This is a genomic window from uncultured Arenimonas sp. (genome assembly GCF_963976025.1).
Lineage (GTDB): Bacteria > Pseudomonadota > Gammaproteobacteria > Xanthomonadales > Xanthomonadaceae > Arenimonas.
Genome location: NZ_CAXBJS010000001.1, coordinates 1 through 13,655, shown reverse-complemented (window position 1 = coordinate 13,655; position 13,655 = coordinate 1). Strand labels below are relative to the sequence as shown.

Annotated in this window: 12 protein-coding genes and 1 pseudogene; 6 read left to right on the top strand and 7 right to left on the bottom strand. The window is 70.5% G+C overall.

Going from position 1 to position 13,655, the window contains the following annotated elements:
• Window positions 1-4 precede the first annotated feature (4 nt).
• Both AACZ35_RS00065 and AACZ35_RS00060 read right to left on the bottom strand, forming a co-directional pair.
• Window positions 5-601 (bottom strand): hypothetical protein, encoded by a 597-nt coding sequence (locus AACZ35_RS00065; protein WP_339824508.1) that lies wholly within the window; start codon window positions 599-601, stop codon window positions 5-7.
• Window positions 594-2,768 carry a TIR domain-containing protein gene (locus tag AACZ35_RS00060; RefSeq protein WP_339824507.1) on the bottom strand — a complete coding sequence of 725 codons (2,175 nt, stop codon included), beginning with the start codon at window positions 2,766-2,768 and terminating at the stop codon, window positions 594-596. The genes AACZ35_RS00065 and AACZ35_RS00060 overlap by 8 nt, the downstream gene beginning before the upstream one ends.
• Window positions 2,769-2,901: 133 nt before the next feature.
• Between AACZ35_RS00060 and ntrC the strand changes: the two genes are divergently transcribed.
• The gene (gene ntrC / locus AACZ35_RS00055) at window positions 2,902-4,317 is read left to right on the top strand and encodes a nitrogen regulation protein NR(I) (RefSeq protein WP_339824504.1); all 1,416 of its coding nucleotides are present in this window, start codon (window positions 2,902-2,904) and stop codon (window positions 4,315-4,317) included.
• Window positions 4,318-4,352: 35 nt separating this feature from the next.
• On the opposite strand, the gene AACZ35_RS00050 is transcribed toward ntrC, so the two are convergent.
• A complete protein-coding gene (locus AACZ35_RS00050) occupies window positions 4,353-4,661 on the bottom strand; it encodes a hypothetical protein (protein WP_339824502.1) in 309 nt (102 codons plus the stop codon).
• On the opposite strand from AACZ35_RS00050, the gene AACZ35_RS00045 reads away from it, so the two are divergent.
• Complete coding sequence (locus AACZ35_RS00045; RefSeq protein ID WP_339824577.1) at window positions 4,542-5,009, top strand: superoxide dismutase family protein; 468 nt, start codon at window positions 4,542-4,544, stop codon at window positions 5,007-5,009. The two genes, AACZ35_RS00050 and AACZ35_RS00045, sit on opposite strands and share 120 nt — an antisense overlap.
• Window positions 5,006-5,470, top strand: coding sequence for a GNAT family N-acetyltransferase (locus AACZ35_RS00040; protein ID WP_339824499.1), 465 nt, complete (start codon window positions 5,006-5,008; stop codon window positions 5,468-5,470). The genes AACZ35_RS00045 and AACZ35_RS00040 overlap by 4 nt, the downstream gene beginning before the upstream one ends.
• Window positions 5,471-5,477: 7 nt before the next feature.
• Here the strand turns inward: AACZ35_RS00040 and asnB are convergent, their stop codons facing one another.
• The gene (gene asnB, locus AACZ35_RS00035) at window positions 5,478-7,382 is read right to left on the bottom strand and encodes an asparagine synthase (glutamine-hydrolyzing) (RefSeq protein WP_339824497.1); all 1,905 of its coding nucleotides are present in this window, start codon (window positions 7,380-7,382) and stop codon (window positions 5,478-5,480) included.
• Between the two features lie 3 nt (window positions 7,383-7,385).
• Entirely contained in the window at window positions 7,386-8,174 is a 789-nt protein-coding gene (locus AACZ35_RS00030; RefSeq protein WP_339824494.1) for a glycosyltransferase family 2 protein, read from the bottom strand.
• A gap of 13 nt (window positions 8,175-8,187) precedes the next feature.
• Here AACZ35_RS00030 and AACZ35_RS00025 point away from each other — a divergent pair, with 13 nt between their 5' ends.
• Window positions 8,188-9,240, top strand: a complete 1,053-nt coding sequence (locus tag AACZ35_RS00025; RefSeq protein WP_339824574.1) for a CDP-glycerol glycerophosphotransferase family protein — start codon at window positions 8,188-8,190, stop codon at window positions 9,238-9,240.
• A gap of 6 nt (window positions 9,241-9,246) precedes the next feature.
• Here AACZ35_RS00025 and AACZ35_RS00020 read toward each other — a convergent pair whose 3' ends face one another.
• Window positions 9,247-11,487 (bottom strand): patatin-like phospholipase family protein, encoded by a 2,241-nt coding sequence (locus tag AACZ35_RS00020; RefSeq protein ID WP_339824491.1) that lies wholly within the window; start codon window positions 11,485-11,487, stop codon window positions 9,247-9,249.
• A gap of 42 nt (window positions 11,488-11,529) precedes the next feature.
• Window positions 11,530-12,405 (bottom strand): hypothetical protein, encoded by an 876-nt coding sequence (locus AACZ35_RS00015; RefSeq protein ID WP_339824489.1) that lies wholly within the window; start codon window positions 12,403-12,405, stop codon window positions 11,530-11,532.
• Window positions 12,406-12,485: 80 nt separating this feature from the next.
• On the opposite strand from AACZ35_RS00015, the gene AACZ35_RS00010 reads away from it, so the two are divergent.
• Entirely contained in the window at window positions 12,486-13,430 is a 945-nt protein-coding gene (locus AACZ35_RS00010) for a class I SAM-dependent methyltransferase (RefSeq protein ID WP_339824487.1), read from the top strand.
• Between the two features lie 34 nt (window positions 13,431-13,464).
• Window positions 13,465-13,655: pseudogene (locus tag AACZ35_RS00005) on the top strand (acetyl-CoA C-acyltransferase); the annotation flags it as partial.

Genomic DNA, 13,655 nt, shown 5'->3' with positions numbered 1-13,655 from the left:
GATCTCAGCGGTTGGTGCTTCCGCCGGGCTTGATCTTGGGGTCGATGACGATGCGGCCGTTCGGGCCATCGAGCGCCAGGGAGTACTCGTAGACGTTCTGGTCGGACTCCGTGTCGATCCACGTAACCGAACGCTGGTCGGCTGCCACCACGGGCGCCCCGAAGTTGGCGGGCCAGTTCGCCTGGCCGAACACCGGCGTACTGGGCGGGCCACCCACGGGATTCGCCGCCAGCGCCACGGCCTGCCACGCGTCGGCGGGGATCCGGTAGCCACCGTTGAACACGCTGTCGTCGATCAGCACCGTCAATTGCACGTCGCCGGGCGGAAACCCCGTGAGGTCGATATCACCGCCATCGGTGCGGATAACCAGCGGCGGCACTTCGGCCGCCAGCATCGTCTGGCCGCTGGGTGGGTTGTAGCCGGCGGCGGCGGCGGAGAACCACATCACGTTGTCGCGCAGGGAGAGCGTCACGCTGGCCCCGCCCACGACGTGCGCAGGCAATGCCGCGGCTTCGATTGGCGTAAGGATGAGCCCGGGCAGGCCCATGGCGGCTCTCCCCGCGTTCGCGGAGTCCATCTCCGACTTGCCTTGGTCAGTCATTGGTTCGTCCTTGGGATGGATCGTTGAGGTCGGTCGTGCCGGTTTCTATTAGCAACGCAGGAAACCGGTCGAGTACGGCCATGAAATCCGGATGCCGGTAGCCTGCGGCATGCAGCGGCGCGAAAAGCGCCGCACCTTCTTCAAGGCGCCCAGTCCGGGCATAGGCCTCCGCCAGCAGCCCCGCTTCCTCAGGGGCCAGTCGTCCCCGAGCGGGCTCGAGCAGCGCGACCACGTCCTGCCAGCCCGGCCCGCCGGTGCCGGCGAGCCGGACCTGGCCCGCCAGCGCTTCGGCAAGACGACGCCGGGCGACCGGGTACAGGCTGTTGCCCGCGGCCTGGTCGTCGCGGTAGCGGTTCGCTACGTCCGCGTATATCGACCGCGCCTCGGAGGCACGACCCTCCCGCGCATGAAGTGCCGCCAGCACGAGGCGCGGTTGGGTGCTGGTCAGGCTGCGCGAGCGCTCAAGTCCGCCCTTGCCGGCGACGAAATCCTCGGCGATCCCCATCGCCCGCTGCAGCGAGGCCCGGGCCAGGTCGTGCTGGCCCAGGTGAAGGTAGGCTTCGCCTGCGACGGCATGCGCCAGCGAGGCGCGGTCCACCCATTCGATGTTCTCCCGGTCGCCGGCGAGCAGTGCGTCGGCGAGCGCCGTGGCCAGCGTGGCGTCGTTGCGGGCCTGGTCCGGCAGGCCCAGGCCGAGGTGGATCTGCGCCAGCCGGGATCGGGCATCCACCAGCAGCTGGCGCACGTTGGCATCGGCCGGATGCCCGGCCAGCCAGTGCTCGTAGAGCGCGATTTCCTCTCCCCGCAAGCCGGCGGCCGGCGCCAGCTTGCCCTGGCGCAACAGCGCGTCGGCCAGCCAGGCCAGCGAGGTACCGGTGTTTATCATCCGGTCGGCATCGTCCGGCCCTGTGTCTGAAAGGGCCCGGGAGACCTCGAGCGCCTCCCTGAAATGCCGCTCGGCCGCCACGGCATCGCCACGGTCCATGGCCAGGGTGCCAAGGTTGCTCAGGCCGTAATTGAGCTCCATCTGCCAGTCGGCATTGTCCGGATCGAGCTCGACCAGCTGGCGCGCATAGTCGTGGTACTGCGTGAAGTGCAGTCTGGCGACATCAGCCTCGCCGCGCTGCCAGGCCACCTGGCCGACCCAGAACACCGACTGCGCATGGTCGTAGATGCGCTGCGGGTCACCTGGTTCGCGCGCGAGCAGCTCACCGGTGGTTGCCGCGGCCTGCCGGTACTGCGAAAGCGCGGCATCAAGATTGCCGCGGGTGCTTTCTATCTCGCCCAGGAGCAGTTGGACCCGCGCGCGACGCCCCAGGGCGTCGGCATCGAGCTGGGAAAGATCCTGGCGGGCGTAGGTGGCCGAAAGTCGTTCGCCGACCGCCTCCAGCACGTCCAGCCGGCCCACGGCATCCAGGCGCTGGCGAAGGTCGGTGAGCATGAACTCGACCAGGCCTTGCGCCTCGTCGCGCTGGAACTGCGCCTCGGCCTGCGCGAGACGGGCGGCGTTGCGCTGGCGCAGCGCGTCCCAGGTCAGGGCCGACAGCACCACCACCAGCGCGGCGAGGGCCGTCGAAAGCACGGCAAGCCGCGTGTGCCTGCGCTTCTGCTCGCGCCGGACCAGCTCGTCCAGGCGCGCGCCGGAAAGGCCCGCGACCAGCTTCAGGAATGCGAACCTCCGGCCGTCGCCCTGGCGGCGCGCATCGGCTGCGATCGGCTCGGCGGGCTGGGACGTGCGCTCGCCGCGCGCGTTGAAACGCACGCGCAGCGACGCGGGGAAACACTCAGTGGCCGGGTCCCCCGAGAGCGGCTCACCGTCGACGATGATCGCGCGCACGCGGTCCTCGCCGTGCAGGCGCTTGAAGGCGGCGATTTCCTCGTCGATCCAGCGCGAACGGGCCGCCGCCGGCGAGCAGACCACCACCAGGAACATCGATTGCGCCAGCGCGGCATCGATCTCGGTCGACAAATCGGTCGCAGCGGCCAGCTCGTCGCGATCGCGGAAGATCGGTGCAAGCCGGGCAGGTATCGGCCCCGAGGGGCTTTCGCGGCCAACCATGGCGGCCGGCAGCCGGTAGGTCTCCAGCCGTCGGTGCAGCCAGTCAGCCCAGGCCTTGTCGGCGTGGCTGTAGCTCAGGAAGGCGCGGTAACTGAAACGGCTGTCCAAGGGGCAACCTTGGCGGGGGGCGTGAACCGAGCCTAGCCCAAAAGCGAAGTGCAGATTGACGATCGGACTGCCCTTGTTGCCGGGCAGCGACCGAAGCCGACAGGATGCACCCGAATGGTGCAAACTGGGTGGCATGAACTCCCGGGCCGCCCACCTCTGGGTCATCGACGACGACCGCACCGTGCGCTTCGTGCTGGTGCAGGCGCTGCGCGACGCCGGCCACAAGGTGTCGGCCTTCGAGGGCGCACGCGAGGCACTGGCCGCGCTGGCCGACGGCGAACAGCCCGACCTGGTGTTCACCGACGTGCGCATGCCGGGGCTCGACGGCCTGGCCTTCCTGGACCAACTCAAGGCGCAGCAGCCCGATTTGCCCGTGGTGGTCATGTCGGCCTACACGGATGTCGCCAGCACCGCCGGCGCCTTCCGCGGCGGCGCCCACGAATTCCTGTCCAAACCCTTCGACCTCGACGAAGCGGTGGCGCTGGTCGAACGCGCGCTGCCGCCGACGAATGCCTCACCGGTGGCCGAGGAACCAAGCGCCACCGGCGACGAACTGATCGGCGACACCCCGGCCATGCGCGAACTGTTCCGCGCCATCGGCCGCCTGGCGCAGGCACCACTGTCGGTGCTGATCACCGGCGAAACCGGCACCGGCAAGGAACTGGTGGCGCGCGCGCTGCACCGCGAGTCGCCGCGCGCACGCGGGCCCTACCTGGCGCTCAACACCGCCGCCATTCCCGCCGAACTGCTGGAAAGCGAACTGTTCGGCCACGAGGCTGGCGCTTTCACCGGCGCCAACAAACGCCACGTCGGCCGCTTCGAACAGGCGCACGGCGGCACGCTGTTCCTCGACGAAATCGGCGACATGCCGGCCAACCTGCAGACCCGCCTGCTGCGCGTGCTGGCCGAAGGCGAGTTCTACCGCGTCGGTGGCCGCGAACTGATCAAGGTGGACGTGCGCGTCATCGCCGCCACCCACCAGGACCTGGAAGCCAAGGTGCGCGCCGGCACCTTCCGCGCCGACCTGCTGCACCGCCTCGACGTCGTGCGCCTGCGCCTGCCGCCGCTGCGCGAGCGCAAGGCCGACGTGCCGGCGCTGGCGGCGCGTTTCCTGGCCCAGGCCGGCGACGAACTCGACGCGCCGCCGAAACGTTTCGACACGGCGGCGATGGAACGGTTGTTGAAGCACGACTGGCCCGGCAACGTGCGCGAACTGGAGAACCTGTGCTGGCGCCTGGCCGTGCTGGCTCCCGGCGACACCATCACCCCGCGCGACCTGGCCAAGGCCATGGCGCGAGACGAAGCGCCGGGACCGCCGGCCTGGCAGCAGGCGCTGGCCTCGGAGGTGCGCGCGCGCCTGGACCGCGGCGAGACCGGCCTGCACGCGCCGCTGCGCGAAGCCTTCGACCAGGCCCTGTTGGAGACCGCGCTCGAACACACCGGCGGCCACCGCCAGAACGCCGCCGAAGTGCTGGGCCTGGGCCGCAACACCGTCACCCGCAAGCTGGGCGCGCGTCCGCGTCGCGGCAAATCCAATCGCTCGCCTTGACTAAACGTTAAGCCGTAACCCGTCACCCTGCGTGTTCAATTTGTACGCCAAGGAGTCCCCATGAAGACGATGACCACCGTGCTTGCCGCCGCCCTGGCCCTTGGCCTGGCGGGCTGCGCCGGCGAACCCGAACCTGAGGTGCCGACGCCTGCGCCGGCCGCCCCGCCGACGACAGCGCATCGGCCGCCGGCGGCATCGCCCTGGCTGCACAGGCCCGCGTCGTCCTGGCCGAAGTCCAGGGCAGCGGCGTCACCGGCGAACTGACCTTCGACCCCGATGGTGACGCCCTGCGTCTGCACGGCGAAGTTCGTGGCCTCAAACCCGGCAGCGTGCACGGCTTCCATGTGCATGAATTTGGTGACTGCAGCGCGCCCGACGCCACCAGCGCCGGCGGCCACTTCAATCCCGACCAGATGCAGCACGGCGACCGCCAGACCGAAGGTCCGCACCACGCCGGCGACATGCCGAACCTGACCGCGGGCGACGATGGCGTCGGCCAGGTGGACGTGCGCCTGGACGGCCTGCAGATCGACGGCGACGCCAGCCACGACGTGGTCGGCCGCGCGGTGATCGTGCACGCCCAGGCCGACGACTACGCCACCCAGCCCACCGGCAACGCCGGCGCACGCATCGCCTGCGGCGTGGTCGAACTGGTGCAGCCGGCGCCCGACTACCAGGGCCCTGCCTCGTGACCAAAGGCCCCTGGCAGATCCGCGCGGCGGGCGACGGCGACGTCGCCCGCCTGCGCGACTGGGCCGTGGCCATGGCCTGGGAAACCGAACACAAGGCGCTCGATGCCGACACCGTCGAAGCCGGCATTCGCGCGGTGCTGGCGGAGTCGCGCCGCGGCGCCTACTTCGTCGCCGAACATGAGGGCGAACCGGCCGGCACGCTGATGCTTACCTACGAGTGGAGCGACTGGCGCAACGGCGACTGGTGGTGGATCCAGAGCGTTTACGTGGACCCGGCCTTCCGTCGCCGCGGCTGTTACGCCGCGCTGTACAAACACGTGCTCGAGCGCGCGAAAGCCACGCCCGACGTCTGCGGCCTGCGCCTGTACGTCGAGCGCGAAAACAGCATCGCCCAGAAGACCTACGAAGGCCTGGGCATGGTGGATGCGGGCTACCGCATGTACGAGGCGCCGACCCGCTGAACGCGCGCTAGAGCTTCTCGCGCCAGGCCTGGAACATCAGCACGCCCCACAGATGGGTGTGCCATTTGCGCTCGCCGTCCAGGAAGGCCTTCCAGATGCGGCGGATCGGCGCCGGGTCGAAGTGGCCTTCTTCGCGCAGGCGGGTTTCGTCGAGCTGGGCCTCGGCCCACTCGCGCAGCGGCCCGCGCAGCCAGTCACCCACCGGCGCACCGAAGCCGGTCTTGGGATGCTGCACCAGCGGCTTGGGCAGGTAGCGCAGCAGCAGCTGCTTGGGCAGCCACTTGAGCTGGCCGTGACGCGCCTTCATCGACATCGGCAGCGTCCAGGCGAAGCTGGCCACGCGCCAGTCCAGCAGCGGGGCGCGCGCTTCCAGCGACACCGCCATGCTGGCCCGGTCGACCTTGGCCAGGATGTCCTCGGGCAGGTAGCAGGCCATGTCCATCGCCATCAGCGCGTCGCCGGGCGTGCCGACGCCGGGCAGGGCATCGGGGTCGTCATAGGCGGTTTTCAGCCGCCGTGCGCCGATGACCACGGCCTCGGGCAAACGCCAGCGCGAAACGCGGTGCCGGGCCAGGCCCTGCAGGTCGCCGGCGCGCAGCTCGGCGCGCAGCGCGGCCATTCCGCCCAGGCGCGCGGCTTCGCCGGGCTCGCTGATCCGGTTGGCCAGCATCGCCCGCGGCAGCTTGCCCAGCCAGGCGTTGTTGCGCAGCGTGCGGGCGTAGCGCGAATAGCCAAAAAACAGTTCGTCGCCGCCGTCGCCCGACAGCGCCACCGTCACGTGCTTGCGGGTCAGCGCGCACAGCAGCGCGGTCGGCACCTGCGAGGAGTCGGCGAAGGGTTCGTCGAAGATGTCCGGCAGCGAAGGCACCAGGTCGAGCGCGGCCTGGCCATCGACGCGCAGCTCGGTGTGGTGGGTGCCCAGGTGCGCGGCCACCCGCGCCGCATGCGCGCTTTCGTCGTGGCGCAGGTTGTCGAAGCCGATGGAAAAACTGCGCACGGGCGCCGCCGACTGCACCTGCATCATCGCCGTCACCAGCGACGAATCGGTGCCGCCGGACAGGAAGGCGCCCAGCGGCACGTCGGCCTCCATGCGCATGGCGGTGGCTTCGCGCAGCAGCACGTCCAGCGTGTCCAGGGCTTCCTGGTCGCCGCCGGCGAAACCGTGGTTGATCGCCTCGCGCTGGGCAGCCAGCGCGTCCCACCAGCGTCGCGGAGTTTTCGCCGGGTCCAGGGCCGCCGCGCCGGCCTGCAGCGCGGCCATGTCCAGGCTCAGCAACGTGCCGGCCGGCAGCTTGTGCACGCCGCGCAGGATCGACCAGGGCGCCGGGATGTAGTCGAGCCGCAGCAGCAGGGACAGCGCGTCGGGATCCACCGTGGCTTCCAGCGCCGGATGTGCCTTCAGCGCCCGCAGTTCGCTGCCGAACACCAGCGCGCCGTCGCCGGCGAAGCCGTAATACAGCGGCTTCTTGCCCATGCGGTCGCGGGCCAGCCACAGGCGGCGCTGCTTGCGGTCCCAGGCGGCCAGCGCGAGCATGCCGTTGCTCTTTTGCAGCGCCTGTTCGACGCCCCATTCGCCGATCGCCGCCAGCAGCACTTCGGTGTCGGAGTGGCCGCGGAACGCGTGCCCCAGGGTCGCCAGTTCAGCGCGCAGGGCGCCGTGGTTGTAGATCTCGCCGTTGAAGATCAGCGCCCACCGGCCGTCGCGCGACAGCATGGGCTGGTGGCCCTCGGGGCTCAGGTCGAGGATGGAAAGCCGGCGGTGCGACAGCACCAGGCCGGCGGCCGGGTCTGCCCAGGTGCCGGCGTCGTCGGGGCCGCGGTGGGCGATGGCTTCACCCTGGCGGGCGCCGAGCGCGTGCAGGGACGCGTCGTCGCGCGCGCCCGGGAACCAGGTGCCGGCAATGCCGCACATGGCTCAGCGGTCCCCGCGCGGGGGTTCGACCACCGGCTGCTTGTGCTGCAGCATCCACAGCATGATGGTCTTCTGGCGCACGTAGTTGGCGCGCACGTAGGCATAAACCAGGCCGTGCCAGCCGTCCAGGAAACCCGCGCGCAGCAGGTAGCCGCGCCAGAAGCGCCAGGCCGGCGACAGCACCAGGCCGACCAGGCTGGCGCGCCGGCCGCGCTTGAAATCGTGCTCGGCCATCATGCGCGCGTAGCGCTGGGTCTTGGCCAGCTGCTGTTCCAGCGACCGGTAGGGGAAATGCAGCAGGTCGCCGGCAAGCGTGCGCACCGGGCCATCGACGCTGGCGGCTTCATGCACTTCGCGATTGCCGCGCCAGCCGCCGCGGCGGCGGTCGAACAGGCGCAGCACGCGGTCGGGATAGGCATTGCCGTGGCGCAGGAAGCGCCCGAAGTAGTTCGACAGCCGGGCGAAGCGATAGCCCGCGACGTGCTCGAAGCCCAGCGCGCGTTCGGCCTGGATGCTGGCGCGCAGGGTGTCGTCCACGCGTTCGTCGGCGTCCAGGCACAGCACCCAGTCGAAGCGGGCCTGTTCGACCGCGAACTGCTTCTGGCTGCGGAAGCCCTCGAAGGGCCGCTCGAAGACGCGGGCGCCGGCCTGGTGGGCGATGGCGACGGTGGCGTCGGTCGAACCCGAGTCCACCACCACGATTTCATCGCAGAAGGCCAGCGACGCCAGGCAGTCGGCCAGGCGATCGGCTTCATTGAAGGTGATAATGCAGGCCGATAGGCGAGGCGACATGGCCGGGGGTGCGTTGATGGCGGAATACCTGTTGTTCGCGACCGAGCGCTACGCGTTGCCCATTCTGGGCCCGCTCGCGGAAACCCTGCAAGCCGCGGGCCACGGTGTACACACGCTGTTCATCCGCGGCGCCGCGGGCGCCACGCTGCCGCCGGCGGCGCGACCGGTAGGCGTGCACGAAGCGGTGGCGCTGCGGCCGCGGGCCGTTTTCAGCGCCGCCAACGACGTGCCGGGATTCATCGCCGGCGCAAAAGTGCAGCTCTTCCACGGCTTCAACGTCGAGAAGCGAAGCGACACGCGCGGCCATTTCCGCGTGCGCGGGCAGTTCGACCTCTATTGCACGCAGGGGCCGGCCACCACCGGGCCCTTCCAGGCCCTGGCCGCCCGGGCCGGGCATTTCGCCGTGGTTGAAACCGGCTGGCCCAAGCTCGACCCCCTGTTCCGTGCCAGCGACCCGCTGGCCGACACCCTGCGCGCCGGCGCCGGTGGCCGGCCGGTGGTGCTGTTCGCCTCGACCTTCACCGAACGCCTCAGCGCGGCGCCGCGCCTGTACGACGCCATCGCCGCGCAGGTCGCCCGCGGCGACCGCTACTGGCTGCTGACCCTGCATCCCAAGTGCCCGGCGGAATTGTTCGAACGCTATCGCGCGCTGGCCGGCGCCAACGCGGCCTTCGTCGAGACCGAACAGCTGGTAAGCGCCCAGCGCGCCGCCGACGTGCTGCTGGCCGACACCACCTCGGTGGTCTCGGAATTCGTGGTGCAGCGTAAACCGGTGGTCACTTTCCGCAACCGCGCGCCGAAGCCGCACATGATCGATTTCGACGACCCGGCGGCCCTGGAACAGCACCTGGCGCGGGCGTTCGCGCCCGACGACACGCTGCGCGCGGCCATCGCCGCCTACGCCGACGCCATCCATCCCTGGCGCGACGGCCGGTCCAGCCAAAGGGTTCTTGAAGCCACCGAGGCCCTGCTGCGCGGCGATCTGGGCAGCCTGCGCCGCAAACCGCTGGCGGGCTGGTGGCGCAGCCTCAAGCTGCGCCGCGAGCTGGGTTATTGGGGCCGCTGAAACCGCTCAGCGCTGCTGGCCCAGTTCCAGCAGGAAAATGCCGTCGCCGCCTTCGCGGATGCCGTAGCCCAGCTGCATCGGCCCCAGCCAGGAGTCGAAGCCGAAGTACACGCTGCCGTGCAGTTCGCGGCTGCCGCGGCCCAGCGACCCGCTGCCGTCCCAGGTGCGCCCGTATTCGATGGTGCCGCCCAGCACGGCGGAACGACTGAGCACGCGCCCGAGTTCGTAGGTGTAGCCGGCGTAGGCCAGGGCGTAGTTTTCGACCAGGCGTTCGTTGGGCCGGAAGCCGCTGAAGCGGGTCAGGCCGCCCAGCCGGAACAGGCCCTGCACCGGCACGCCGGAGTCGCTGTCGCTGGTGTGCAGGCGGATGCCGCCAAAGCCCGAGTGTTTGCCGATGGCATGCGCCGTGACCGCATCGAAGTTGTTGAGCGTGTAGTCCGCGCCGGCGCCCAGCGCGTCGCGCGAATGTACCTGGCCCAGCACGGCGTACTGGCCGGCGCGCGGCAGGAACAGGCTGTCGATGCGGTCGTAGGTCAGCGCCCACTCCAGTTCGCCCTGTTCGAAATCCAGCCCCTGCACCAGCGGATCACCCAGCTCGAGTTCGACCCGGCCGCTGCGGCGCCGGTAGGCCAGGGTGGCGGCGCCGTAGTTGCTGAACTCGCGGCCCAGGGCCAGCTCGATACCGGCGTTGGGCGCACGATAGTTCGCCAGGCGTTCGCCGTCGGCGTCGAACAGGCCGAACTTGGGCGATTCGTAGCTGGCGCTGGCGATGAAGAAATAATTGCCCTGCGGATCCAACGGCTGGTAGTAGTCGAGCAGCAGGCCCGGCTCGTCGCCCAGCTGCAGCAGCCCGCGCAGTTCGCCGCCGCGCGCATTCACCGGCGAACGCAGCACGCCGGCGCGCAGGTTCACGAAGAAGTCGCCGTTGAAGTCGGAATAGACGCTCAGCCCGCTTTCCAGGTAATTGGGTCCGAAGGCGTGTGGCACCACGTGGATCACCAGGCCGGTGTGGCCGTTTTCCTCGACCAGGTCGTAGGTCACCAGGTCCAGCGTGTCCAGGCCGTGGATGCGGCGCAGTCCGCGTTCGAGTGCCATGGCGTCCAGCGGCTGACGCAGCGGCACATCGATGTGCGAGAGCACGAACTCATCGGCGTAGCGGCTGCGGTTGTCCAGGCGCACGAAATCCACCACCGGCGGTGACGTCGCCACGGTGGCGCGGTTCGCGGCAAGGCGCGCGGCCTCCTCGGCCCCCACCGACAGCGCCGCCAGGCGCGGCCGCACCTGCACCAGGCCGGCTTCGGCCAGTTCAAGCGCGAGGTCGAGCTTCGAGAAATCGCTGGTGCCCACCTCGGTGCCCAGCGGCGGCGACACCAGCACGTCGCGGCCCTGCAGGCTTGCCGTTTGCGCCGCGGCGCTGCCAACGGTCATGAAGCCGCTGATCTGGTCGATGATGGCGAACAGCCCCGCGCCTTCGTCCAGCGGTCGCAGCGGCGTGCCCACGTCCACGGCGATCACGATGTCGGCGCCCATCGCCCGCGCCACGTCCACCGGCACCTGGTTGGCCAGGCCGCCGTCCACCAGCACCATTTCGCCCACCCGCACCGGCCGGAACACGCCCGGGATGGACATGCTCGCGCGCATGGCCTGGGCCAGGTTGCCGTCGCCGATCACCACGGCCTGGCCGGTGTTGAGGTCGGTGGCGACGGCGCGGAAGGGAATCGGCAGCGCGTCGAAATCGTCGGCCAGCGCCGCCGGCTGGGTCAGGCGCTCGAGCAGCAGCACCACCCGCTCGCCCGAGACCAGGCCCGAGGCGATCTTCAGGCCTTCGTTGCCGATGCCGGGTTTGCCGGCGACCAGGGCCAGGTCGTCGTCGCGTTTGCGCCGGAAGGACCGCGCCGGCCGGTCCAGCCGGTCGCTGAACATCGCCGGCCAGTCGATTGCGCGCAGTTCGGTTTCGATCTGCGCGGCAGAAAGGCCCGAGGCGTACAGGCCGCCGACCAGCGCGCCCATGCTGGTGCCGGCGATGCAGTCCACGGGCACGTTCAGGCGCTCGAGCTCCTTGAGCACCGCCACGTGCGCGAAACCGCGGGCGCCGCCGCCGCCCAGCACCAGGCCGATGCGCGGGCGCTCGGGATCGCCGCCGCCGCTGCGGCAGGCCTTGGTTTGCACCGGGTCGCTGGCCGCCGTCGCCATGGCTGGCAGCCAAAGCAGCAGCGCCAGCGCCAGCAGGCGGAGGGGGGCGGGCATGGGTGAGGCTCCTGCGGCGGCGCGTAGGCCGGGGGACGGGGCCTAGTCTGACAGTACCTGCCTGGGGTCGCGGCCGGCGGGGCAGTGGTCGTAGGTGACCGGGATGCCGTGGGCCTCGAGCAGGCCGGCGAACTGGCGCTGGCGCATCTGGAAGCGGTCGAAGGCGCGGCCCAGGCGCGCGGCGTCGGTATCGGCCGGCGCGAAGCCGCCTTCCGCCCAGGCGTCCATGTCCAGCATCGCCATGCGCACCCCGCCGTTGGCATAACGCGCCAGCGGCTCGGGCGGCGCGTCGAGCCATTGTTCGCCGTCCGGGGCCAGCAGCGCGGCCTCCACCCGCGGCCACAGCGCGGCGATACCGGCATGTTCGAACTGCATGGCCATCATCGCGGCCAGGTCGTTGATGGTCAGCAGGCGCGCATGTTCCACCTGTGTGCCAAATGCCTTCTGCGCGAACAGGGCGGTGTCGGCCGAGGCCATGCCGGTGTCGAGCAGCACCTGTTCAAGCTGGTCGCCCACCGGCGCCACCGCCGTCACGTCGCCGCGCAGCACCAGTGGCAGCAGCTTTAGCGGGCCGCCGGCGAACTCCGGCGCCGGCGCCAGTCCGGCCGGCAATCCTTCCTGGCCGGCACCAAAACCGATGATGCGGCCACCGGCGGCGCCCGGCGCGCGAGCGGCGAGGCGGCCCAGTTCGGCGTGCACGGGGTAACCGGGGCGCAGCAGTTCGGCCGGATCGAACAGACCGGCCACCATCGCCAGGTCCAGTGCGGCGGCGTCGGGGACCAGCCGGGCCAGGTCGCGGGCGACCAGGCCGGCCAGTTCACCGGCGGCGTCGACCCCAAGCTCGAGGCGGCCGGCTTCGGCGCCTGGCGAAAGTTCCAGTGCAAGGGCCGCCAGGACGCTCAGTTCGGGCTTGGACATACGGGTGCGTGCGGTGTCGGGGTATGATCGCCATCATACCTTTCGACACATGGACGGCCGGTCCCGCGCCCGCCGCAGGCATGGATTTCCAAGACTACAAATCCTTCTGGAACGACAAGGCCAGCACGCCGCGCGGCGCGCTGGTGGCGGTCGATGGCAGCCACGACGAGCGCACCGTCCGTCTTACCGGCGCCTTTTCCGCCGCCCAGGCGCGCGCCGCGCTCGACCTGCAGGCAGGCGATCGCGTATTCGAACTGGGCTGCGGCGTCGGCCGCATCGGCCGCGAACTCGCCGGCGACGTGGCGCACTGGCACGGTTTGGACATCAGCGAAAACATGCTCGACGTCGCCCGCGAACGGCTGGCCGGCAGCGGCGACTGCGCTTTCAGCGCACTGCAGGGTCCGCACCTGGATGCGCTGGCCGACGGTTCGATGGACAAGGGCTACTGCGTGGCCGTGTTCATCCACATGGACAAGGAAGACTTCGTGCTTTACCTGCGCGACGTCGCCCGCGTGCTGCGTCCCGGCGGCCTGTTCTACTTCGACCACTGGAACCTGGCGCACCCGGTCGGCTGGCGGCGCTTCGCGCTGGAGTTCGAGCAGGCCGCGCGCCTGCCGCCCGGCCAGCGCAAGGACGTGGCGCGCAACCAGTTCGTGGTGCCGCAGGAAGTGGAAGCCTATGTGCGCGGCGTCGGCCTGGAACCGGTGCTGGTGCTCGACGATTCGCCCTGCGTGCAGGTCGTGGCGCGCAAGCCCGACGGCGACCCGGTGGCCAGCGCGCGCGAGGCCGAACGCCTGCGCAACGCCGCGCCGCGCATCACCTACGGCCAGCAGTGGACCACCTATTTCGACGCCATCGTCGCCGACGAAGCCGAGGCCCGCGGGCCGCATCGCCTGGTGGCGCTGCTGTCGCAGCGGCCCGCCGACGACGGCGTGGCCAACATGTTCCGCGCCTGGATCTTCGGCGCCTGGCAAACCCGCCCCGACTGGGGTCCGGTGCCGGCCGGCCTGGAGCCCAGCGTTTGACCCCCCGAACAAGTTCCAGCAAGGAGTGAACCGCATGTCGCCTTCCCGCCGTGTCGCCATCCTGGGCGGTGTCCGCATCCCCTTCGTCCGCAATAACACCGCCTACCACGACGTCGGCAACCTCGGCATGTCGATCAAGGCCCTGGGCGCGCTGGTGGAAAAGTTCGGCCTGCACGGTGAACAGCTGGGCGAAGTGGCGATGGGCGCGGTGCTCAAACACAGCAG